This window comes from Pseudomonas sp. ChxA, from assembly GCF_030263855.1.
Taxonomy (GTDB): domain Bacteria; phylum Pseudomonadota; class Gammaproteobacteria; order Pseudomonadales; family Pseudomonadaceae; genus Aquipseudomonas; species Aquipseudomonas fluorescens_CB.
This window is the reverse complement of record NZ_JARPMK010000001.1, coordinates 1,428,018-1,451,172: the sequence shown is the minus strand read 5'-3', so window position 1 is coordinate 1,451,172 and position 23,155 is coordinate 1,428,018. Positions and strand designations below refer to the sequence as shown.

Sequence of the window (23,155 nt, the reverse complement as noted above, 5' to 3'; positions counted from 1 at the left end):
CTAGGCTTGCTCGGGATCGGTTTTAGTGTGTTCCTGGCGCCACAACTCGGCGGCACCGGGAAACTCGGTGCCGTCCTCAGCGTCCAGGTCATCCGGGTCAAAACGGCTCAAACACCCCTCGCCCAGCGTCGCCGGGGCTTTGGAGGTGGCTTTATCGAGTGGATCGCTCATCGCTTAATCCTTCATAGCGGACAAAAAAAGGGCCTGGGACGATTTAACGCCCAGGCCCTTTTTTCTACAACTTAAACGCGGCTATCAGAACACCACAGTCTTGTTGCCGTGTACCAGCACGCGATCTTCCAGGTGGTAACGCAGGCCACGGGCCAGCACCATCTTCTCGACGTCACGGCCGAAACGCACCATGTCTTCAATGCTGTCGCTGTGTCTGACGCGTACAACGTCCTGTTCGATGATCGGACCGGCGTCGAGCTCTTCAGTGACATAGTGGCACGTTGCGCCAATCAACTTCACACCGCGCAGGGAGGCCTGGTGGTAGGGCTTGGCACCCACAAACGACGGCAGGAAGCTGTGGTGAATGTTGATCACTCGGCCGGCGTACTCACTGCACAGTTCCGGCGGCAGGATTTGCATGTAACGCGCCAGCACGACCACATCGGCTTCGTGCTGTTTGACCAGGCGGGAGACTTCGGCGAATGCCGGTTCCTTGTCCTGTGGGTTGACCGGCACGTGGTAGTACGGGATGCCATGCCATTCGACCATGCTGCGCAGGTCATCGTGATTGGAGATCACACAGGCTATCTCGCAGTCGAGCTCATCGCTGTGCCAGCGGTGCAACAGGTCGGCCAGGCAGTGGGACTCGCGGCTGGCCATCAGCACAACACGCTTTTTCTGCTCCGTGTCGGTGATATGCCAAGTCATCGAAAACTCTTCGGCGATCGGCGCAAACGCCTCGCGAAACGCTTCAAGACCAAAGGGCAGCGTGTCGGCACGTATCTCGTGACGCATGAAAAACCAACCGCTGAGATCGTCCGAGTGATGGCTCGCCTCGGTGATCCAGCCGTTGTGGGAGGCCAGAAAGTTACTGACTTTGGCAACGATGCCAACCCGGTCCGGGCAAGCAATCACCAGCCGAAAAGTGCGCATTAGGGGGAAACTCCAGAACTTCGCAAAGGCCGCCATTCTAGCGATTACGCAGAAAAACTGCAGTATTCCTTGCACCTTATTCTGTCGCCCGGCGCGGGTGACACCCCTTAATAGCGTAAGGTTTTACCGCCGTTATATGAGCGCCCCCGTCACACGCAGGCAATTATCCGAAATAAAACAGAATTATCTTTATGCCTACCACCTACTAATTAACTCGATTGCATAGCAGGGCCACAAACATTCGACGTAATTCACATAAATGCTTGCTTAAATGTTTACTTGCGGAAATTGCCTGACTATTATTAGGCCACTCACTGTCAATCAGCGCTCTACATAAGGTAGTCCACATGTCCCTGATCAACGAATACCGCGCCACCGAAGAAGCTATCAAAGAACTGCAAGCCCGCTTGAAGAACCTGTCGCAAGACGACAAGCTGCAAACCGAGCTGGAATTCGAAGGCAAACTGCGCACCCTGATGGGTGAGTACTCCAAATCCCTGCGTGACATCATCGCGCTGTTGGATCCGGAATCTAAAGTTAAAGCCCCGCGTGGCGCTGTGAAAACTACCGGCACCAAGCGTGCTCGTAAGGTCAAGCAGTACAAAAACCCGCACAACGGCGAAGTGATTGAAACCAAAGGTGGCAACCACAAGACTCTGAAAGAGTGGAAAGCCAAGTGGGGCGGCGACGTGGTTGAAGGTTGGGCTACCCTGCTGGGCTAAGCCTGATCAGGCTACGGCCTGCTAGGTAACACATTAAAAACGCCAGCTTGCTGGCGTTTTTTATTGTCCGAATACTCTGCAAGTGCCTGACTACAGGTCCAGGCGAGCGGCTAAAGAGTCGGCATACTCCTGCCATTCATCCAGCACCTGGCACTGAAACGATGTAGCACTAACCGCTAACTCCTCACGCGCCTGTTTAAATGCCAACAGGGTATTGGGTGCGCCCCACTCCGGGTTCGACAAACGTTGCTGACAGAAAAGTTTCCAGCGTTGTTGCTCATCGTTGTCCAAGGTGTCAGGAAAGTTACGAGCGCGGTAACGGAATAATAATTCCGGCAATCGATGATCATCAAAAGGCCACTGCTGACGAGCCAACTGTGAGGGTTCAGCCACTCGGACTTGTTCGCATAACCGTCGGTCGCGGTCACCGATAAAACCGTCATAGAGCTGCTGCTCCGGGTCGGTGCTCGGCGCAAAGTCTTCCTCGGCATAAACGGCGGCCAACTTGTCGCGCCAAACTTCCTGTGCGTCAGTTAGTCGCAGTGCCCGTGCCTGACACACGTCCATATCGAAGTTCAAGCGTTCGCGATCCTGTGCGCGCAGCACACTCAATGGCGCGACCACCGGGCAGCGGTTGATATGCAACAACTTGAGCGGCACTGGCAACTCACCTTGCGCCAACTCATCACGGCGCGTGTAGAGCCGCTGGCGCAAGGTTTCTGCGTCCAGGTCGAGCAAGCCCTGCGGGTCGAGGCCAAGGTCACAGACAATCAACGCATTGCGATTGCGCGGGTGCCAGGCCAGGGGCAGCACCACACCCAGGTAATGACGCTCGGCGGAGAAACGCCCGGAAATATGCACCATGGGCTGCAACAGGCGGATCTGATCCATCACCCGCTGCTTGCTGCGCAGTTGAAACAGCCAGTCATACAGTTTTGGCTGTTTCTCGCGGATCAGACGGGCCAGGGCGATGGTGGCACGCACGTCCGACAGGGCATCGTGAGCTTGTCCATGGTCAATGCCATTGGCTTGGGTCAAACGCTCAAGCTTGAGGGTGACTCGCCCGTCCTGCTGCGGCCACTCAATACCTTCGGGGCGCAGTGCGTAAGCCGTGCGAACCACATCGATCAAGTCCCAGCGACTGTTGCCGCCCTGCCACTCTCGGGCATACGGGTCAAAAAAGTTTCGGTACAGGCTGTAGCGCGTCATTTCATCGTCAAAGCGCAACGTGTTGTAGCCGGCACCGCAGGTCCCTGGCGCAGCCAGCTCGGCGTGCACGCGGGTCATGAAGTCGGCTTCGGCCAGGCCTTTTTCCGCCAGAATGCCGGGAGTGATACCGGTTATGGCGCAGGCAGCCGGATGCGGCAGGATATCGTCGCTTGGCTGGCAATAAAGGTTGACCGGCGGGCCGACCTCGTTGAGCTCGAGGTCGGTACGAATACCAGCGACCTGCAACGGGCGATCGCTGCGCGGGTTGATGCCGGTGGTTTCATAGTCGTACCAGAAAATGGTGGTCACGGGCTGTTCCTGTACTGAAGATTGGCAAAGTCTAGGCGCTGCAAGGCGCCCGGGGCCAGCGATAGATTGCTGTACAAATATCCAGCAAAACCTTGAAAGGTTGCTTCCATCGTCGACACTGCTAGCATCCGTGTCTTCAAGCCACCCGCACTGCCAAGGATCGCGATGCCATCAGTTCCGTTGGATACCCACTACCCGATCGAGACTCCCGAGGGCATAGACCTGCCCTTGCGCCCGGCCGGCCTGATGCCACGGGCACTGGCGTTTGCTTTCGACCTGGGTGTGCGCGGCTTGATCATGGGCATCCTGCTCGTGCCGCTGGCGTTGCTTGGCAATATCGGGATTGGCTTGGGCTCGCTGCTGCTGTTCTTGATCAGTTGGTGGTACATGGTGCTGTTCGAAGTCCTTAACCAGGGCTGCTCTCCGGGCAAGCAGGTGATGGGCTTGCGCGTCATTCAGGACGATGGCACCCCCATCGGCTGGCCCGCCTCACTCATCCGCAACCTGCTGCGTTTTGTCGACATGCTGCCTTTTGGCTACTTCCTCGGCGCCATCAGTTGCCTGCAACACCCTCACTTCAAACGCCTTGGCGACCTCGCAGCGGGCACGCTGGTGGTTTACCGCGAACAGCCACTGGCGCGCCCCAAGGTGCCTCAAGCCGCCGCCCTGCGCCTGCCCTTTACGCTGGAACTGAGCGAACAACGCGCCATACTGGCTTTCGCTGAGCGCCAAGCTGAGTTGTCCGCCGATCGGGTACACGAACTGGCTTCCATCCTGGCAACGCCGTTGCACGTATCGCCGGCTCGCGCGGTAGAGCAACTCAATGGCGTGGCGCGCGGTTTAGTGGGGCCGACATGAAGCAGAGCCTGTTCGAAAGCCGTCATCAGCCGCAGTGGCAAGCCTTCGCCGCACAGCTCACGCAGTTGGAGCAAGGCAAGGCCAAGGCCGGCGACATGTCTGACTTCCCCCATCATTATCGACGCCTATGCCAGCACCTCGCCCTGGCCCAGGAGCGTGGCTACAGCAGCTACCTGATAGATCCCCTGCAACAACTGGCACTGCGCGGCCACCAGCAGTTGTACCGCCACCGCAGCCAATTGGGCGCGAATGTGCTGGGCTTCATCCTGGCGGGTTTCCCGCGCCTGGTGCGCGAACAGTCGCGCTTCGTGTTAATCGCCGGTGTGTTGTTCTTTGGCAGCCTGGTAGGGGTTGCGTTGCTGGTCTACCTGTTCCCTGACCTTATCTACAGCATCGTGAGCCCCGCGCAGGTGGCCGAGATGCACAGTATGTATAACCCGGATGCTGGCCACCTGGGGCGTGCTGCCGACCGCGCGTCCAGTGAAGACTGGATGATGTTTGGCTACTACGTGATGCACAACACCGGGATTGCTTTCCAGACCTTTGCCGCCGGTTTGCTGTTCGGCCTGGGCAGCGTGTTCTTTCTGATTTTCAACGGCCTGATCATCGGCGCGATCTCCGGCCATCTCACCGAGATCGGCTATGGCCAGACCTTCTGGTCGTTTGTCATCGGCCACGGTGCGTTCGAACTCACCGCCATCGCCCTGGCCGGGGCGGCAGGCTTGCAATTGGGCTGGGCGGTGATTGCTCCCGGGCACCTGACACGCGGCGAATCGCTGCAGCTGGCGGCACGCAAAAGCGTGCGGATGCTCTGCGGCGTCATGCTATTGCTGCTGATCGCGGCGTTTATTGAAGCCTACTGGTCTTCCTCCACCACCATCGCTCCCTGGATCAAATACCTGACGGGCGCCGGGCTGTGGCTATTGGTTGCCGCCTACCTCACGCTTGCCGGGCGGACTCAGCATGCGCCTGAGTGAGGCCAGCGTAGTGATTCGGCCCCGCACTTCCTGGGAAGCCATGGACCTGGGTGTGCTGATGGCCCAGGAATATCGACTGCTGTTAATGAGCAGTTGGGCAATGGTGACGTTGCCGATATTCATTTTGCTGACCGTGCTGCTGTGGCGCTACCCGTCCATGGCCATGTTTGTGTTCTGGTGGTTAAAACCGGCCTTTGACCGATTGCCACTGTACATCCTCTCCAAGGCCTTGTTTGGCGAGACACCCAGCCTCAAGCAGGCTGTGCGCCAATGGCCGCGCCTGCTCAAAGGCCAACTGCTGGCCAGCCTGACCTGGAGGCGACTGAGCCTGAGCCGCAGCTTTGTCATGCCGGTGAGCCAGCTCGAAGGCCTGGATGGCGATGCCCGTCAAAAACGCCTGGGGATGCTGCTGCAACGCAACGCGGGTGCTGCACGCTGGCTGACCACGATTGGCGTGCATATGGAAATCGGCCTGTGGCTCGGTTGCATGGCACTGTTTTACCTGTTCATCCCACAGCAACTGGAACTGGATTGGGACTGGCAACGGTTGGCACTGGCAAGCGGCTCAGAGGGTTTGTGGCTGGAGCATTTGAGTAACGCCTTCTACGCGCTGATTCTGGTGTTCTGGGAGCCCATCTATGTCGCTTGCGGTTTCAGCCTGTACCTCAACCGCCGCACCGTGCTGGAAGCCTGGGACCTTGAACTGGTGTTCCGCCGGTTACGCCAACGCCTGACCAGCGTCGCACCGTTGCTGCTGGTGGCTGTGCTGATACTCGTACCATTCAGCCACCCGGCCATGGCGGACGAACCCGAGCCGGCCAAGCAGGTCACCACCCAGGCCGCCAGCCAATCGATCAAGACGCTGCTGGACAGCCCCCCGTTCAAGAACCCGGAAACCGTCACACGCTATCGTTTTGGTGACGAAAAAAACGTCGCGAAACCCAAGGTAAAGGGTGACGGTAAACTTCCGGCCTGGCTTCAGGCGCTACTGGACAGATTCAACAGCGATACCTTCAGAAACGCCGCCCTCGGCCTGGAGGTACTGCTCTGGAGCCTGTTGGCGGCTGGCCTGGCGCTGGTGGTCTGGCGCTATAGGGAGTGGCTGCACACCTTTGTCAGTCGACGCGGCCCCGCCAAAGCCAAAACCGCCAAGGCGGCCCCGGCGCAATTATTCGGCCTGGCGTTGGGCAGCGACACCTTGCCTGACGACATCGCCAGCACCGCCGAACAACTGTGGCCCACCCACCCCAGGGAAGCCCTCGGTCTGCTGTATCGCGGGCTGCTCAACCGGCTGCTGCACGACTTCAACCTGCCCCTGAAAAGCGCCGATACCGAAGGCCAGGTCCTGGAGCGCATCCACCTGCTGCAACAACCACAACTGCAGGCCTTCAGTGACGCACTGACACACCACTGGCAAAACCTCGCCTATGGCCACCGCCTTCCGCCGGCGTTGGTACACCAGCAACTGTGCAGCGATTGGCGCGCCTTGTTCAATACCGGAGTCGCCCAATGAAGCGCCCCCTGCTATGGGTCGGGCTGCTACTGGCCTGCCTGCTTGGGGCCGGTGGCCTTTACGTTTGGCACAAAGCGATTCCCTACGACGAAATAGTCGATCGCGGCCCATCCCCACAAGCCACGGCCAACCCCTACCTTGCGGCCGAATACTTCCTGCGCCAGCAGGGTCTGGCAGTGGAACACGCCAACAGCCTTGAACACCTGGCCGACCTGCCAGCCATAGGACATAGCCTGGTGTTGCTGGGCGAGCGCAGCAACATGACCCCACGCCAGGCTGAGCAACTGCTGGACTGGGCAAAATCCGGCGGCCATCTGCTGCTGGTTGCCGAAGCGCTTTGGGATGAGGAAACCGGCAAAAGCGGCGACCTGCTGCTGGATCGACTGGACTTCCACCAAACACTCAGCGTGGGCCTTGACGAGCTTGCTTCCCCACGCAAAAAGAAAGTACCGGACCTGACCAAACTCTACGTCGACAATGAGACCGCCCCGGCCTATTTCAGCTTCGATACCGACTTCAACCTCACCGACCCCAGGCACCTGGCACAGTTTTCCGCCAACAGCGCCAAATCCAGCCATTTGATGCAACGCAACTTCGGGCAAGGCAGCGTAACGGTTGTGACCGACAGAGACCTGTGGAAAACCCCAGGCATCGGCAAACACGATAACGCCTGGCTGTTGTGGTATCTCAACCGGGGGACGGAGGTAACGCTGCTGTTCAACAGCGACGTGGACGACCTGCTTACCCTGTTAATGCGCAACTTCCCCCAGGCGCTGGTGGCGCTCTGCGCATTGATTGCCCTGGCGCTCTGGCATGCAGGCATGCGCCAGGGGCCGACCCAGGCGGCCGCCCCAAAGGCCCGTCGCCAGTTACAGGAACACGTGAACGCAAGTGCCGACTTCCTGCTGCGCCGCAGCGGCCAAGGTACGCTGCTGCGCGCCTTGCAGCGTGATATCCAGCGGGCGGCGGGGCGCCGTCACCCAGGCTTTGAACACCTCGACAGCGACGCACAGTGGCAGGTCCTCGAACGCCTGACGCGCCAACCCTCCCACGTCATCCGCCAGGCCATCGACCCACTCCCGGCAAAACGGCTCACCAGCGCCGATTTCAGCCGTCAAGTGGCGAGCCTGCAAACCCTCAGGAATGCCCTATGAGCGAATTTCCAACGGCCACCGCCCTGACTGCCGAAAACCTTCAAAAGGCCAGCCAGCAGGCACAGGCTCTGCGTGTTGAACTGCGTAAGGCGGTGATTGGCCAGGACCAGGTGATCGACGACGTGCTCACCGCGTTGATCGCCGGTGGCCACATACTGCTCGAAGGTGTGCCAGGCCTCGGCAAAACCTTGTTGGTGCGCGCGCTGGCACGCTGTTTTGGTGGCGACTTTGCACGTATCCAGTTCACCCCGGACCTGATGCCCAGCGATGTCACCGGCCACGCCGTGTACGACCTGCACAGTGAGCAGTTCAAGCTGCGCAAGGGGCCGCTGTTCACCCACTTGTTGCTGGCCGATGAAATCAATCGCGCGCCCGCCAAGACCCAGGCTGCCCTGCTTGAAGCCATGCAGGAACGCCAAGTTACCCTCGAGGGCGAAGCGCTGCCCATTGGCCAACCGTTCATGGTGCTGGCGACCCAGAACCCCATCGAACAGGAGGGCACCTATCCCCTGCCCGAGGCCGAGCTGGACCGGTTCATGCTCAAAGTGCGCATGGACTACCCCGATGCGCAGCAGGAACTGGAGATGGTCCGCGAAGTCACCCGTTCTTCCAGGGCCGACATGTTGGATGTGCAGCCACTGCGCACGGTGCTGCAGGCAGAGGACGTGTTGCAGCTGCAGCAAATTGCCAGCGAGCTGCCGCTGGATGAGCAAGTACTTGACTACGCCGTGCGCCTGGCCCGGGCTACTCGCAGTTGGCCAGGGCTGACCATCGGCGCCGGCCCACGCGCTTCCATTGCCCTGGTGCGCGGCGCACGAGCACGGGCTTTGCTGCGCGGCGGCGAGTTCGTCACCCCGGACGATATCAAGGGCTGCGCCTTGGCGGTGCTGCGCCATCGGGTGCGTATCGCCCCCGAATTGGACATTGACGGGTTGGAAGTGGATCAGGTGCTCAAGCAACTGCTGGACCAGATTTCGGCACCTCGGCAGTGACCCGGCCATGAAGCCAACTCGCCTGCTGCTGATCTGGCTCGGTGTCCTCGCGGGTTTGAACATCCTCTTGGGCGCGGCTACGGCGCTCCAGCTCAACGTGCCCGACACGCTGCATAAAGTGGCGTGGGGCCTGCTGCTGGCGCTGTTTGTATTGGCGCTGCTGGACGCCCTGCGCCTGCGGCGCCTTGCGTGCCCACGGGTGCAACGGCAGATGCCCGGCAGCCTGGCCCTAGGCCGCTGGGGTGAGGTACGCCTGACCCTTGAACATGACTACCCGCAGCCGCTGACCGTGCAGGTATTCGACCACGCACCTGACGGGCTGAGCGTGGAGAATATGCCGCAGTCCATCGAACTGCTCCCAGGCCAGCGAAGCGAACTGGGCTATCGATTGCGGCCCTTGCGGCGTGGGCACTTCACTTTCAGTCGCTGTGAGGTTCACCTGCCCAGCTCTCTGGGGCTGTGGTCTGCGAGGCGTTTTGTTGAGGCCCGCGATACAACCCGTGTGTACCCGGACTTCGCCCGCTTGTACGGCGCACAGCTGTTGGGCGTGGACAATTGGTTGAGCCAACTGGGTGTTCGTCAACACCAACGGCGCGGGTTGGGGCTGGAGTTTCATCAGTTGCGCGAGTTTCGCGAAGGCGACAGCCTGCGCCAGATCGACTGGAAGGCCACCGCACGCCAGCGCACGCCCATCGCCCGGGAATATCAGGACGAACGCGACCAGCAGATAGTGTTCATGCTCGATTGCGGCCGGCGCATGCGCAGTCAGGACGCGGAGCTCGCTCACTTCGACCACGCCCTCAATGCCTGCCTGTTGCTCAGTTACGTTGCCTTGCGCCAAGGCGATGCGGTGGGCCTGTGCACCTTTGCCTGCGACCAGCCGCGCTACCTGGCGCCCGTCAAGGGCAGCGGCCAACTGAACGTGTTGCTCAATGCCGTTTACGACCTCGATACCACCCGACGCACTGCCGACTATGCGGCCGCCGCCAGCCAATTACTGGCCCGGCAAAAACGTCGGGCATTGGTGATCGTAGTGACCAATCTTCGCGATGAAGATGATGAGGAATTACTCGCAGCGGTTAAGCGCATCAGCCGGCAACACCGGGTGCTGGTCGCCAGCCTGCGCGAAGAGGTACTCGACCAACTGCGCCAGTCCCCCGTGCAAACCTTGCCTGAAGCGCTGGCCTACAGCGGGACTGTCGACTATCTCAATAAGAGAAACGATCTGCATGAGCGCTTGAGTGCCCACGGTTTATCGGTGCTGGATACGCCACCGTCGGGGCTGGGAGCCGCCTTGGTGACGCGTTATCTGAACTGGAAAAAGGCCGGTGTTTTATGACTCAAGCACACGACCACACGCTCGGCTTACCCCATCCGAGCCGGGTCGACAGCGCGCCAGGCCTAGGCGGAAGCCTGCAGAGGATCAAAGCTGAAGTAATGGCACAGGGCACTGATCAATTGCCCGTACGCCCCGGGCGCTTCGACCACGCGAAATCCTGAGTCATAGTGCTGTGGGTTGACATCTTCGTGGCTCCACAAGCACATCGCCGTGAGGTCAATGGCCTGGAAGTCACCATCTGCCGTAGGTATTTTCAAACGTAGCTCAAACGTTACGTCAATCATCATGGGTAATTGGCTGATCAACATCAGCCCGTCTTCGGACACGTTCCCTAAGTAGCCAATAGGCTTATCCGTAAGCCGGTTGAACACTTTCAAGAAACCAGACAACTGATGCCGCTGAATCCTTCGGTCGGTAAACATGATGAAATCGCCATCCATTGGCCATATCAGTGGCCGCGCCAGTTATTCGGAACGAACACTAAATGTTCGCTCTCCCTCGAAATTGGTGCGAATCCAGCGTGCGCTTGATCGCCCTACTGCTACCAATCCCAAGCACTCCATTCGTTTGGACATAAACTTGTACAAACGGACACTTAAAGAATAGCTTAAGACTGGCGACGGGCCAGCTATAGAATGGCAAATATCATCAAAGTGATGCGGGCCGTGGCTGCGCGACACTCGCGCCGGAGTAATGGCCCAGTTGCTGCAGCGTGTCGAGCCGGGCGCGGGCGCGGTAGGCATACTCGCTGGACGGGTATTGATTAATGATGAACTGGTAGGTCTGCACCGCGTCGACAAACAGCTTCTGGCGCTCCAGGCATTGCCCGCGGAGCATCGAAACTTCCGGTTGCACATACCGACGGGTACGGCTCTCGCGGTCCACCTGGGACAATTCCAGGGTAACGCGCTCGCAATCACCCACCCCATAGGCGCGGTAAGCGTTGTTCAAATGATGGTCCATCGACCAGCGGGTACAGCCGACAACACTGACGGCCAGGGCAGCAATGAGCAAAATTCGCATGGGGGTTCTCCTGTCTTGTGCAGTGTATCGACCCCGCGTCAAAAATCTTCAAGGGTGTTCATCTATTCAATTGGAGCGAAAACAAGCGAATCTTCGATAAGTAGTGCAAACGAACAATGACTACAACCAAAGAGCATAGTAGCCTTCCCCAGCGCTTGAACTCAGGAGTCTGTGCATGTCCGTCCGTCGTACCAAAATCGTCGCCACCCTTGGCCCGGCCAGTAACTCGCCGGAAGTCCTCGAACAGCTGATTCTGGCTGGTTTGGACGTTGCCCGTCTGAACTTCTCCCACGGCACCCCGGACGAGCACAAGGCTCGCGCCAAGCTGGTGCGTGACCTGGCCGCCAAGCACGGCCGCTTCGTGGCACTGCTGGGTGACCTGCAAGGCCCGAAAATCCGTATCGCCAAATTCGCCAACAAGCGCATTGAGCTGAAGATCGGTGACAAGTTCACCTTCTCCACCAGCCACTCGCTGACCGAAGGCAACCAGGAAGTCGTCGGTATCGACTACCCGGACCTGGTCAAGGACTGCGGCGTCGGCGACGAACTGCTGCTGGATGACGGCCGCGTAGTCATGCGCGTCGACACGGCCTCCTCGACAGAGCTGAACTGCACCGTGATCATCGGTGGCCCGCTGTCCGATCACAAAGGCATCAACCGTCGCGGCGGTGGCCTGACGGCGCCAGCCCTGACTGAAAAAGACAAGGCCGACATCAAGCTCGCCGCCGAAATGGAAGTGGACTACCTCGCCGTGTCCTTCCCGCGCGACGCCGCCGACATGGAATACGCCCGTAAACTGCGCGACGAAGCCGGCGGCACCGCCTGGCTGGTAGCGAAGATCGAACGCGCCGAAGCCGTGGCCGATGACGAAACCCTCGACGCCCTGATCAATGCATCCGACGCCGTGATGGTTGCCCGTGGCGACCTGGGCGTGGAAATCGGTGACGCCGAGCTGATCGGTATCCAGAAGAAGATCATCCTGCACGCACGCCGCCACAACAAGGCCGTGATCGTGGCGACCCAGATGATGGAGTCGATGATCCAGAACCCGATGCCGACCCGTGCCGAAGTGTCCGACGTGGCCAACGCCGTACTCGACTACACCGACGCGGTGATGCTCTCGGCTGAAAGCGCTGCCGGCCCTTACCCGCTGGAAGCCGTACAGGCCATGGCGCGTATCTGCGTCGGTGCCGAAAAGCACCCGACCAGCAAGACCTCCAGCCACCGTATCGGCAAAGTGTTCGAAAGCTGCGACCAGAGCATCGCCCTGGCTGCCATGTACACCGCCAACCACTTCCCGGGCGTCAAGGCGATCATTGCCCTGACCGAAAGTGGCTACACCCCGTTGATCATGTCGCGTATCCGTTCGTCGGTACCGATCTACGCGTTCACTCCACACCGCGAAGCCCAGGCCCGTGCGGCATTGTTCCGTGGCGTTTACACCATTCCGTTCGATCCAGCTTCGTTGGCCCCTAACGAAGTGAGCCAGAAGGCGATCGACGAACTGGTCAAGCGTGGCGTCGTAGAGAAAGGCGACTGGGTCATCCTGACCAAGGGCGACAGCTACCACACCACCGGTGGCACCAATGGCATGAAGATCCTGCACGTGGGCGACCCGCAGTTCTGAGTGACACGCTGAAAAACAAAAGCCCTGCCATGTGAATGGCGGGGCTTTTTGTATTTAAAGGCCTGGGAATGTGTGGAATCAAAGGGCCTCATCGCAGGCAAGCCTGCTCCCACACGTGACCGCATTCCAATGTGGGAGCTGGCTTGCCTGCGATAGCGTCATCAGCGCCGGGTGATAAACCCCGACAACGCCGCAATCGCCTCCGGCGACTTCAAACGCTGCACAAACAGAGCCCCCTCTTCCTCGATCACCTGCCGCAACTGTTCACGGTCGACACTTTTCATCAACTGTTTGCTGACCTGCACCGCTCCCGGCGCCAGGCTTTCAAAACGCTGCGCAACCTCCCGAGCCTTGGCCAGCGCCGCTTCACCGCTACCCATCGCCTCAGTCGCAATCCCCCACGCCGCCGCCTGCTCGCCGGTAAAGCCTTCGCCCAATAGCAACAATTCAGCCGCTTTCGCATGCCCCAACAGCCGAGGCAGGATCAGGCTGGAGCCAAATTCCGGGCACAGCCCCAGGTTGACGAAAGGCATGCGCAAGCGTGCATCGCGGCTGATATACACCAGGTCGCAATGCAGCAACAGGGTCGTACCGATACCAACCGCCGCACCCGCCACTGCCGCGATCACCGGTTTACGGCAGTTGAGCAGGCTTTTCATGAAGTGGAATGGTGGGCTGTCCAGATCACTGGGCGGCTGTTCGAGGAAGTCGGCGATGTCGTTGCCGGCGGTAAAACACGCATTGCTGCCCTGGATCAGCACCGCACGGATGCCTGAGTCCGCATCAGCCTGCTCCAGCGCCTCGGCCAGTTGCGTATACATGGCGCGGGTCAGGGCATTTTTCTTGTCAGGGCGATTGAGCTGCAGGGTCAGCAGCCCACCTTCGCGTTGCAGCAGGATGGCGTCGGTCATGGCGAATCTCGCGGCTGGAAAAGTCAGCGCTCAACCACGCGGCAGGAACACATCGGCCAGCAGTTGATTGCGCGGCAACCCCGCCAGGAACAGGCGTTTGGAAAACGCTTCAACATTGGCGGGGTGCCCGCAGAGTAAGGCCAGAGTTTGCCGCGAAACAAGCCGCAGTTGCGCCAATGCCTGGGCCGACTCAGCCGCCGTCCACAGCTGCACAGTCAGGTTCGCGTGCTGCGCAGCCAATTGCGCCAAGGGTTCGGCCAGATAATGCCCATCGGCATCATGGGCCAGGTGAATCACGCGGATGGCGCCTTGGTGATCCTGGCGTAGCGCCTCGCGCAGCACGCCCCATAACGGCCCGAGGCCGGTGCCCGACGCCAGCAGCCAAAGTGGCCGCGACTGCCAGTCAGGATCGTATTGCAGTGCCCCACCGCGTAATTCGCCGAGGCGCAGGCTGTCGCCCACCTGTAGCTGCCGGGCAATATCGCTGAATTCGCCCGGCAGGCGGCAGTCGAGGTGAAACTCCAGAAACGGGTCTTCCTGGGGCAAGCTGGCCAACGAATACGGGCGCGCTACTTGCCCTGCCCACAGCACCAGATGTTGCCCGGCGCGATAGCGCAGGCCACGTTCGGGTTGCAGACGCAGGCGCAGTACCTCGGGGTTCAACCAGTCGACGCCTACCACTTGCGCGGGCAAACCATCATGCAGCGGGTCAAATGCTTCAACCTGTAAATCTGCGACAACTTCACATTGGCAGGCCAGACGCCAACCGTCCTGACGCTGCGCCGGGCTCAGGGCATCAGGCTGCTTATCACCCACCTCACCACGGCAACGCACCAGGCACGCATGGCAACTGCCCGCCCGGCAACTGTAAGGCACGGCCACACCCGCCTGGTTCAAGGCATCCAGCAGGTTGCTGCCGGTGGCTACCGACCAGTGGCGTTCGCCGACGTGCAGTTCAGGCATATAAAGGCTCAATCAGAAGGGACCCGCACAGGGAATCATGCCTGCGACAGTTTGACCATAGTCGGGTGTATCGGCCACCGCGTCGGGTTATACTGCCGCGCCTTTTTAGCGTCGCGCCTGCACCATTGGCGTGCCTTGGAAAGGTGGTTTCAGCCGACCGATGCAACACTGAAGCCACCTTTATTGAATGTTCCCTTATAGAGGAGCGCGACTCATGACCGTGATCAAGCAAGACGACCTGATTCAGAGCGTTGCCGACGCCCTGCAATTCATTTCCTATTACCACCCCGTTGATTTCATCCAGGCCATGCACGAAGCCTACCTGCGCGAAGAATCGCCGGCAGCCCGTGACTCCATCGCCCAGATCCTGATCAACTCGCGCATGTGCGCCACCGGCCATCGCCCGATCTGCCAGGACACCGGTATCGTCACCGTGTTCGTGCGCGTGGGCATGGACGTGCGTTGGGACGGCGCCACCATGGGCCTGGACGACATGATCAACGAAGGCGTGCGTCGCGCCTACAACCTGCCGGAAAACGTTCTGCGCGCCTCCATCCTGGCCGACCCGGCAGGCGCGCGTAAAAACACCAAGGACAACACCCCGGCGGTGATCCACTACTCCATCGTCCCGGGTAACACCGTGGAAGTGGACGTGGCGGCTAAAGGCGGCGGCTCCGAGAACAAGTCGAAAATGGCCATGCTCAACCCGTCCGACTCGATCGTCGACTGGGTGCTCAAGACCGTTCCGACCATGGGCGCCGGCTGGTGCCCACCGGGCATGCTCGGCATCGGCATCGGCGGCACCGCCGAGAAAGCTGCGGTAATGGCCAAGGAAGTGTTGATGGAATCCATCGACATCCACGAGCTGAAAAAGCGCGGCCCGCAGAACCGTATCGAAGAGATGCGTCTGGAGCTGTTCGAGAAGGTCAACCAACTGGGCATCGGCGCCCAGGGCCTGGGTGGCCTGACCACCGTGCTCGACGTGAAAATCATGGACTACCCGACCCACGCAGCCTCGCTGCCGGTGTGCATGATCCCCAACTGCGCTGCCACCCGTCACGCACACTTTGTGCTCGATGGTTCAGGCCCGGCGTCGCTGGAAGCACCACCGCTGGACGCCTACCCGGAAATCGTCTGGGAAGCCGGCCCGTCGGCCCGCCGCGTCAACCTCGACACCCTGACCCCGGAAGAAGTACAAAGCTGGAAACCGGGCGAAACCGTGTTGCTCAACGGCAAGATGCTTACCGGCCGCGACGCTGCGCACAAGCGCATGGTCGAGATGCTCAACAAGGGCGAAACCCTGCCGGTAGACCTCAAGGGTCGCTTTATCTACTACGTCGGCCCGGTTGATCCGGTGCGCGAAGAAGTGGTTGGCCCGGCTGGCCCGACCACGGCCACGCGGATGGACAAGTTCACCCGTCAGATCCTCGAGCAAACCGGCCTGTTGGGCATGATCGGCAAATCCGAGCGCGGCCCGACTGCGATCGAAGCGATCAAGGACCACAAGGCCGTGTACCTGATGGCCGTGGGCGGCGCTGCTTACCTGGTGGCACAAGCCATCAAGAAGTCGCGCGTTGTTGCCTTCGCCGAGTTGGGCATGGAAGCGATCTACGAGTTCGACGTCAAAGACATGCCGGTCACCGTTGCGGTGGACAGCAAGGGCGAATCCGTACACATCACCGGTCCTGCCATCTGGCAGAAAAAGATCAGTGAAAGCCTGGCGGTAGAAGTGCAGTAAGCACTTCCCCGCAAGGAAAAAGGCGACTGCGGCTAATGCCCCAGTCGCCTTTTTTATTGTGTCCGCGCTCAGGTGGGAGCTGACTTGCCTGCGATGGCCGCACCGCGGTTTTTCAGTTAAACCCAGGTGAAACCATCGCAGGCAAGCCAGCTCCCACAGAAATTCCACTTGCCACAAGTTTGCGGCGGCTCATGCTATGGTGCTCGCCCTTACCGTGCCTGTTCATCACCGTATGATCGTGATCCCTCGCCCTCTGCGCCTGACTTTCTACTCGCTGTTGATCATCGCCGGCGCCGTGCTGGCCGCCGCCTTGGCCACCCGCCATGCAGAACGCCAGGCCTTGGTGGATGACGCCGCTCGCGCCAATCAGCAACTGGCGCTGTATGCCAATTCCTTGCACACCCTGATCGAACGTTACCGCGCCCTGCCCGCCGTACTGGCGCTGGATTCGGAAATGATCAGCGCCCTCAAAGCCCCGCTGGACACCGCCACCCAGGACCTGCTCAACCGCAAGCTGGAACGCATCAACGGCGCCGCACAGTCTTCCACCCTCGAACTGATGGACCGTAACGGCCTGGCCGTGGCCGCCAGCAACTGGAACCTGCCCAGCAGTTATGTCGGGCACAACTACGCGTTTCGCCCCTATTTCAGCCAGACCTTGAGCCAGGGCACCGGGCGTTTTTATGCGGTAGGGGTGACCACCGGTATTCCGGGTTATTTCCTCTCCAGCGCCGTGGTCGATGAGCACGAACAGTTCCTCGGCGCCATGGTGGTGAAGCTGGAGTTCCCCGAACTTGAGCGCGAATGGGCTCAGGGCAACGACCTGCTGCTGGTCAGCGATGCGCGGGGCATCGTGTTTATCGCCAATCAGCCAGGCTGGCGTTACCGTAACTTGCGCCCTTTGTCGGCCAGTGACCTTGCCGAACTCAAGGCGACTCGCCAATACGACAAGAAACAGCTGCAGCCGCTGGGTACGCAGACGCTGCAGCGCTTTGACGAAAACAGCCACCTGATGCGTGTCAACGGCCCCGACGGCAACGCCAATTACATCTGGGAGTCCCTGCCGCTCAAGGCCGAAGGCTGGACCTTGCACCTGCTGCGCAAACCGCAGTTCGCGTTTGAAGATCAACGTAATGCCGGCCTTGCCGCCGCCGGTTCATGGCTGGCGCTGGTGTTTCTGGTGCTGTTCCTGAACCAACGCTGGCGCCTGGCCCGTTTGCGCCAGCGCAGCCGCGAAGAGCTGGAACAGCTTGTCGAAGAACGCACACAGGCGCTGCGCACCGCGCAGGATGGCCTGGTGCAGTCAGCCAAGCTGGCGGCGTTGGGCCAAATGTCCGCCGCCCTCGCCCATGAGATCAATCAGCCGCTGACCACCCAACGCATGCAATTGGCGACCTTGCGCCTGCTGCTCGATCACGGCCGCGTGGACGATGCCTATAAAGCGCTCACCCCGCTGGACGACATGCTCACGCGCATGGCGGCGCTCACCGGCCACCTTAAAACCTTCGCCCGCAAGAGCCCCAGCGGCCTGCGTGAACGGCTGGACTTGGCCACGGTGGTCGACCAATCCTTGCACCTGCTCGACGCCCGCCTGCGCGACGAAGCCATTGGTGTGGTGCTGGACCTGAGCCGCCCCGCCTGGGTACGCGGTGACGCGATCCGCCTGGAACAAGTGCTGATCAACCTGCTACGCAATGCGCTGGACGCCATGGCCGACAAACCGCGTAAACGCCTGGAAATCCGCCTGCACGCCGACCAGCAACTGTGGCAACTGACCGTCAGCGACAGCGGTGGCGGGATTGCCGAAGCCCATTTGAACAACGTGTTCGATCCCTTCTTCACCACCAAGCCTGTGGGCGACGGGCTTGGCTTGGGGTTGGCCGTGTCCTATGCCATCGTGCATGAACTGGGCGGGCGCCTGCTCGCCGGCAACCGTGGCGACGGCGCGGTATTCACCTTGACCTTGCCTATCGCGCTGGAGACGCCCGACCTATGTTGAACGCGGTGATTGTGGTGGATGACGAGGCGAGTATTCGCACCGCCGTCGAACAGTGGTTGAGCCTATCGGGTTTTGAAGTGCAGCTGTTCAGCCGCGCTGAAGAATGCCTGGCACATCTGCCCAAAGACTTTCCTGGCGTCATTTTGAGCGACGTGCGCATGCCCGGCCTCAGCGGCCTTGAGCTGCTGGCCGAAGTGCAGCGGCGTGACGCCGACTTGCCGGTGATCTTACTCACCGGCCACGGCGACGTGCCGATGGCCGTGGAAGCCATGCGTGACGGTGCCTACGACTTTCTGGAAAAGCCCTTCAGCCCGGACGCACTGCTCAACAGCCTGCGCCGCGCCTTGGACAAACGCGGGTTGATCCTGGAAAACCGTCGCCTGCATCAACAGGCCGACCATCGAGCGCAGTTGGAATCGAGCCTTTTGGGCGTGTCGCGGGGTTTACAGACCCTGCGCCGCCAGGTGCTGGACCTGGCCAGCTTGCCGGTCAATGTGCTGATTCGTGGCGAAACCGGCAGCGGCAAGGAATTGGTCGCCCGCTGCCTGCATGATTTTGGCCCACGGGCCAAAAAGCCCTTTGTCGCGCTCAACTGCGCGGCGATCCCCGAGCAGCTGTTTGAAGCCGAGCTGTTTGGCCACGAAAGCGGCGCGTTCACCGGCGCCCAGGGCAAACGCATCGGCAAGCTGGAATATGCCCACGGCGGCACGTTGTTCCTGGATGAAATCGAAAGCATGCCGCTGGCCCAGCAAGTCAAACTGCTGCGGGTATTGCAGGAACAGAAGCTGGAGCGCCTGGGTTCCAACCAAAGTATCCATGTGGACTTGCGCATCATTGCCGCTACCAAGCCCGACTTGCTCGAAGAGGCCCGCGCCGGGCGTTTTCGCGAAGACCTGGCTTACCGTTTGAACGTCGCGCAACTGCGCCTGCCGCCGTTGCGCGAGCGTCGTGAAGATATTCCGCTATTGTTCGACCACTTTGCCCAAAGTGCTGGCGAGCGCCTGGGCCGCAGCGTCGAACCGTTGAGCGGCGCGCAACTGGGGCGCCTGCTCAGCCATGACTGGCCGGGCAATGTGCGCGAGCTGGCCAACGTCGCCGAGCGCCAAGTGTTGGGCCTGGGTGAACCGGAGCCGGAAGGCATCGAGGCCGGGCAATCCCTGGCGGCGCAGCAGGAAGCTTTCGAAGCGCATTGCCTCAAGGCTGCGTTGACGCGGCACAAAGGCGATATCAAGGCGGTGCTGGCCGAACTGCAACTGCCGCGTCGCACCTTGAATGAAAAGATGCAGCGGCATGGGTTGGTGCGGGAGATGTTTCTGTAGTTATTTTCGATGGCGCTTTCGAAGGCGCCATCGCAGGCAAGCCAGCTCCCACAGTTGGAATGCGCGTTCGTGTGGGAGCTGGCTTGCCTGCGATGACGTCAGCTGCCATAAGCGGATTTCCGCTCACCACCGCAAAACCATCAGCGACTTTCCGCTCAAAAAAATCTTGTAACCCTTCTATTCCGGGCCTTTATCTGTTTGGCACAGCTCCTGCTATAGCCACAACCAGGCTGCGTTCGTGCGGCTTCATAAAAACAACTAGATGAAGGATCCTTCAATGGATAACTCCAACGCCCTGCCTCTGGGGTCGGCGGCTGCGCCGGCTAAAGAGCGCACCACTTCCAGCCGCATCAAATCGATCTTCAGTGGCTCCGTCGGCAACATGGTCGAGTGGTACGACTGGTACGTCTACGCGGCCTTCTCGCTGTACTTCGCCAAGACCTTCTTCCCCGCCGGTGACTCAACCGCTCAGTTGATGAACACCGCTGCGATCTTTGCCGTGGGCTTTATCATGCGCCCGATCGGTGGCTGGCTGATGGGCCTGTATGCCGACTACAAAGGGCGCAAGGCTGCGCTGATGTTCTCGGTATTGCTGATGTGCTTCGGCTCGCTGCTGATCGCGCTGACGCCGGGCTACGACACCATCGGTATCGGCGCGCCAATCCTGCTGGTGTTTGCACGTTTGCTGCAGGGCCTGTCGGTCGGTGGCGAGTACGGCACCTCGGCCACTTACCTGAGTGAGATGGCGACCAAAGAGCGTCGCGGGTTCTTCTCCAGCTTCCAGTACGTGACGCTGATCTCCGGGCAGCTCATCGCCCTTGCCGTATTGATCGTGTTGCAACAAACCCTGACCACCGAGCAGCTGTATGCCTGGGGCTGGCGCATCCCGTTCGCCATCGGCGCGCTGTGCGCAGTGGTCGCGTTGTTCCTGCGTCGCGGCATGGAAGAAACCGAGTCGTTCACCAAGAAGGAAAAAGCCAAGGAAAGCGCGATGCGCACCTTGATGCGTCACCCCAAGGAAGTGATGACCGTGGTCGGTCTGACCATGGGCGGCACACTGGCCTTCTACACCTACACCACCTACATGCAGAAATACCTGGTGAACACGGTCGGCATGAGCATCTCCGATTCCACCACCATTTCTGCCGCCACACTGTTCCTGTTCATGTGCCTGCAACCGCTGGTTGGCGGGCTGTCGGACAAGGTTGGCCGCCGGCCGATCCTGATCGCCTTCGGCATCCTCGGCACGCTGTTTACCGTGCCGATCCTCACCACCCTGCACACCGTCCAAAGCTGGTGGGGTGCGTTCTTCCTGATCATGGCGGCGCTGATCATTGTCAGTGGCTATACCTCGATCAACGCGGTGGTGAAAGCTGAACTGTTCCCAACCGAGATCCGTGCGCTGGGCGTGGGCCTGCCGTATGCGCTGACCGTGTCGATCTTCGGCGGTACGGCTGAAGTGATTGCGCTGTGGTTCAAGAACATCGGCATGGAGACGGGTTACTACTGGTATGTGACCGCGTGTATCGCGGTGTCGCTGGTGGTTTACGTGACCATGAAAGACACCCGTAAACACTCACGCATCACCACCGACTAAGGGTTTAGCGCGGTAAAAAATGTGGGAGCTGGCTTGCCTGCGATGGCGGTTTATCAGTCCTTGATTCAGTGGCTGACATTCCGCTATCGCGGGCAAGCCAGCTCCACACTTGGTGTCAGGAAACGTCCGCTATTGCGCTACGCCCATACCGACGCTGCGCATATGCCGCCCCGGCAATCATCACCACCAGCACTGCTGCCAGCACCGCCGATGAGCCAACGGTGCCGAAATCCAGCCCGCCCTTTTCAGGGGGTTTGGTCAGAAAATCGCCCAGGGTCGCACCAAACGGGCGGGTCAGTACAAACGCCACCCAGAACAACAACACCGACGAAATCTGTGTGAAGTATTTGAGTGCGACCACCACCGCAATCGCCGAGCCGATCAGCAAGGCGCCACCGGCAAAGCCCAAACCCGAATCGTCCGCCAGGAAGTCGCCCAACGCGGTGCCCAAGGTGTTGGAAAACAGAATCGCCATCCAGTAAAACAGCTCACCGCGAAAGGTCTGGACCTTGTTCACGTTCAGCGAGTCGCCGCTCAAGCGCCACAGTGCAAAGATGATCATCAGGATCACAATCAGGATCATCGACCCTGCCGCATAGCCCAGGCCCAACGTACGGTCCATAAAGTCCGACATGGTGGTGCCGGCCGTGCTGGTGGACAGGATCACGATCCAGTACAGCACCGGGTTGTAGGTTTTCGACCAGAGCTGTGTCAGCAGCGTGACGAGAAACACGCTGATCAGGATCATCGAGCTGATGGCGTAGCCGACGTTAAGGGTCATCGAGAGCAAATCCCCGGCGGTTTCGCCCAGGGTCGTTGCGCAGATTTTCATGACCCAGAACGCCAGGGTGATCTGAGGAAGTTTGTTCATGTGCGAGAAGGCTCCGAAGCTCAGTCTTTCAATCGGCCGACTTAAAGGGGTGCCGACCTGGCGCGCAGACTGAACGCGGGGCTGTGAAAAATAGGTGGGCAATCAATGAAAATTCCATACGCGCGATGGAAATTCATCGCCCTGGATTGCACTATGACGGCCTCCTCCAACGCGCAGCAGGAACCCTGGCCCATGTCCGACGATATCCACTTCTACGAACCCGCCAACGGCCACGGCCTGCCGCATGATCCGTTCAATGCCATCGTCGGCCCACGGCCGATTGGCTGGATCTCGTCACACGACGGCGAGGGCCGCCTGAACCTGGCGCCCTACAGTTTTTTCAATGCGTTCAACTACATCCCGCCGATCATTGGGTTTTCCAGTGTCGGGCGCAAAGACAGCCTGAACAACATCGAACAGACCGGCGAGTTCGTGTGGAACCTGGCGACGCGCCCGCTGGCCGAGCAGATGAACCAGAGCTGCGCGGCCGTATCACCAGACGTGAATGAATTCGAGTTGTCCGGCCTGACGCCGGTGGCCTCGAAAATCGTCGCGGTGCCAAGGGTGGGCGAAAGCCCGGTGTCGTTTGAATGCAAGGTGACGCAGATCATTCAACTGCAACGCGCCGACAAGCAACTGGTGCCGAGCTGGCTGGTGCTCGGTGAGGTGGTTGCTGTGCACATTGCCAAGTGGCTGCTCAAGGATGGGGTTTACGACACGGCGGCCGCTGAGCCGATTTTGCGCGGCGGTGGCCCGGCGGATTATTTCCAGTTGGGGCCGGAGGCGTTGTTCAAGATGCATCGCCCGCGCTGATTCACTGCCCAACACACACAACAAAACCCTGTGGGAGCCTGGCTTGCCCGCGATGAGGGCGTGACAGCCAATTGATCAGGTGGCTGACACTGCGCTATCGCGGGCAAGTCCGGCTCC

The 23,155-nt window shown here is 60.3% G+C and carries 21 protein-coding genes; 13 read left to right on the top strand and 8 right to left on the bottom strand.

Translation table 11 applies throughout. The features are described from left to right. Both P5706_RS06425 and purU read right to left on the bottom strand, forming a co-directional pair. A complete protein-coding gene (locus tag P5706_RS06425) occupies window positions 1-171 on the bottom strand; it encodes a hypothetical protein (protein ID WP_017139792.1) in 171 nt (56 codons plus the stop codon). 84 nt (window positions 172-255) lie between these two features. After that, window positions 256-1,104 (bottom strand): formyltetrahydrofolate deformylase, encoded by an 849-nt coding sequence (gene purU / locus P5706_RS06420; protein WP_285678799.1) that lies wholly within the window; start codon window positions 1,102-1,104, stop codon window positions 256-258. A gap of 347 nt (window positions 1,105-1,451) precedes the next feature. Between purU and mvaT the strand changes: the two genes are divergently transcribed. Continuing rightward, complete coding sequence (gene mvaT, locus P5706_RS06415) at window positions 1,452-1,826, top strand: histone-like nucleoid-structuring protein MvaT (RefSeq protein ID WP_005790963.1); 375 nt, start codon at window positions 1,452-1,454, stop codon at window positions 1,824-1,826. A 90-nt stretch (window positions 1,827-1,916) separates the two neighbouring features. Here mvaT and sbcB read toward each other — a convergent pair whose 3' ends face one another. Then, window positions 1,917-3,344 carry an exodeoxyribonuclease I gene (gene sbcB / locus P5706_RS06410; protein ID WP_219265962.1) on the bottom strand — a complete coding sequence of 476 codons (1,428 nt, stop codon included), beginning with the start codon at window positions 3,342-3,344 and terminating at the stop codon, window positions 1,917-1,919. 165 nt (window positions 3,345-3,509) lie between these two features. Between sbcB and P5706_RS06405 the strand changes: the two genes are divergently transcribed. From P5706_RS06405 to P5706_RS06380, 6 genes are read left to right on the top strand one after another with little or no spacing between them, the layout of a single operon-like run. Then, window positions 3,510-4,202, top strand: a complete 693-nt coding sequence (locus P5706_RS06405; RefSeq protein ID WP_200433043.1) for an RDD family protein — start codon at window positions 3,510-3,512, stop codon at window positions 4,200-4,202. After that, a complete protein-coding gene (locus P5706_RS06400; protein WP_200433044.1) occupies window positions 4,199-5,179 on the top strand; it encodes a stage II sporulation protein M in 981 nt (326 codons plus the stop codon). Before P5706_RS06405 ends, P5706_RS06400 begins: the two co-directional genes overlap by 4 nt. Continuing rightward, window positions 5,166-6,692 carry a DUF4129 domain-containing protein gene (locus P5706_RS06395; protein ID WP_285678796.1) on the top strand — a complete coding sequence of 509 codons (1,527 nt, stop codon included), beginning with the start codon at window positions 5,166-5,168 and terminating at the stop codon, window positions 6,690-6,692. The genes P5706_RS06400 and P5706_RS06395 overlap by 14 nt, the downstream gene beginning before the upstream one ends. After that, window positions 6,689-7,846, top strand: coding sequence for a DUF4350 domain-containing protein (locus tag P5706_RS06390; RefSeq protein ID WP_285678795.1), 1,158 nt, complete (start codon window positions 6,689-6,691; stop codon window positions 7,844-7,846). Before P5706_RS06395 ends, P5706_RS06390 begins: the two co-directional genes overlap by 4 nt. Beyond that, window positions 7,843-8,838 (top strand): AAA family ATPase, encoded by a 996-nt coding sequence (locus P5706_RS06385; protein WP_200433047.1) that lies wholly within the window; start codon window positions 7,843-7,845, stop codon window positions 8,836-8,838. Before P5706_RS06390 ends, P5706_RS06385 begins: the two co-directional genes overlap by 4 nt. Window positions 8,839-8,845: 7 nt before the next feature. After that, entirely contained in the window at window positions 8,846-10,177 is a 1,332-nt protein-coding gene (locus P5706_RS06380) for a DUF58 domain-containing protein (protein WP_200433048.1), read from the top strand. Between the two features lie 62 nt (window positions 10,178-10,239). Here P5706_RS06380 and P5706_RS06375 read toward each other — a convergent pair whose 3' ends face one another. Beyond that, window positions 10,240-10,599, bottom strand: a complete 360-nt coding sequence (locus P5706_RS06375; protein WP_200433067.1) for a PilZ domain-containing protein — start codon at window positions 10,597-10,599, stop codon at window positions 10,240-10,242. A gap of 226 nt (window positions 10,600-10,825) precedes the next feature. Beyond that, window positions 10,826-11,200: a tetratricopeptide repeat protein gene (locus tag P5706_RS06370; RefSeq protein ID WP_017139782.1), complete on the bottom strand. Its 375-nt coding sequence runs from the start codon at window positions 11,198-11,200 to the stop codon at window positions 10,826-10,828. A 175-nt stretch (window positions 11,201-11,375) separates the two neighbouring features. Between P5706_RS06370 and pyk the strand changes: the two genes are divergently transcribed. Next, window positions 11,376-12,827 (top strand): pyruvate kinase, encoded by a 1,452-nt coding sequence (gene pyk, locus P5706_RS06365; RefSeq protein ID WP_138814023.1) that lies wholly within the window; start codon window positions 11,376-11,378, stop codon window positions 12,825-12,827. Window positions 12,828-12,988: 161 nt separating this feature from the next. Here the strand turns inward: pyk and P5706_RS06360 are convergent, their stop codons facing one another. Together P5706_RS06360 and P5706_RS06355 are read right to left on the bottom strand one after the other, a co-directional pair. Further along, the gene (locus P5706_RS06360) at window positions 12,989-13,738 is read right to left on the bottom strand and encodes an enoyl-CoA hydratase-related protein (protein ID WP_285678794.1); all 750 of its coding nucleotides are present in this window, start codon (window positions 13,736-13,738) and stop codon (window positions 12,989-12,991) included. 30 nt (window positions 13,739-13,768) lie between these two features. Continuing rightward, window positions 13,769-14,701, bottom strand: a complete 933-nt coding sequence (locus tag P5706_RS06355; protein WP_285678793.1) for an iron-sulfur-binding ferredoxin reductase — start codon at window positions 14,699-14,701, stop codon at window positions 13,769-13,771. A 214-nt stretch (window positions 14,702-14,915) separates the two neighbouring features. On the opposite strand from P5706_RS06355, the gene P5706_RS06350 reads away from it, so the two are divergent. The 4 genes from P5706_RS06350 (at window position 14,916) to P5706_RS06335 (ending at window position 21,354) form a co-directional block, all read left to right on the top strand. Continuing rightward, the gene (locus P5706_RS06350) at window positions 14,916-16,439 is read left to right on the top strand and encodes a fumarate hydratase (protein ID WP_010208051.1); all 1,524 of its coding nucleotides are present in this window, start codon (window positions 14,916-14,918) and stop codon (window positions 16,437-16,439) included. Between the two features lie 232 nt (window positions 16,440-16,671). Further along, entirely contained in the window at window positions 16,672-18,438 is a 1,767-nt protein-coding gene (locus P5706_RS06345; RefSeq protein WP_200433051.1) for a sensor histidine kinase, read from the top strand. Further along, a complete protein-coding gene (gene mifR, locus P5706_RS06340) occupies window positions 18,432-19,757 on the top strand; it encodes a two-component system response regulator MifR (RefSeq protein WP_285678792.1) in 1,326 nt (441 codons plus the stop codon). The genes P5706_RS06345 and mifR overlap by 7 nt, the downstream gene beginning before the upstream one ends. Window positions 19,758-20,034: 277 nt before the next feature. After that, window positions 20,035-21,354 carry an MFS transporter gene (locus tag P5706_RS06335; RefSeq protein ID WP_285678790.1) on the top strand — a complete coding sequence of 440 codons (1,320 nt, stop codon included), beginning with the start codon at window positions 20,035-20,037 and terminating at the stop codon, window positions 21,352-21,354. Window positions 21,355-21,469: 115 nt separating this feature from the next. Here the strand turns inward: P5706_RS06335 and P5706_RS06330 are convergent, their stop codons facing one another. Then, entirely contained in the window at window positions 21,470-22,225 is a 756-nt protein-coding gene (locus tag P5706_RS06330; protein ID WP_285678789.1) for a COG4705 family protein, read from the bottom strand. Between the two features lie 192 nt (window positions 22,226-22,417). Between P5706_RS06330 and P5706_RS06325 the strand changes: the two genes are divergently transcribed. Continuing rightward, a complete protein-coding gene (locus P5706_RS06325) occupies window positions 22,418-23,038 on the top strand; it encodes a flavin reductase family protein (protein WP_285678787.1) in 621 nt (206 codons plus the stop codon). The last annotated feature ends 117 nt before the right edge of the window (window positions 23,039-23,155 follow it).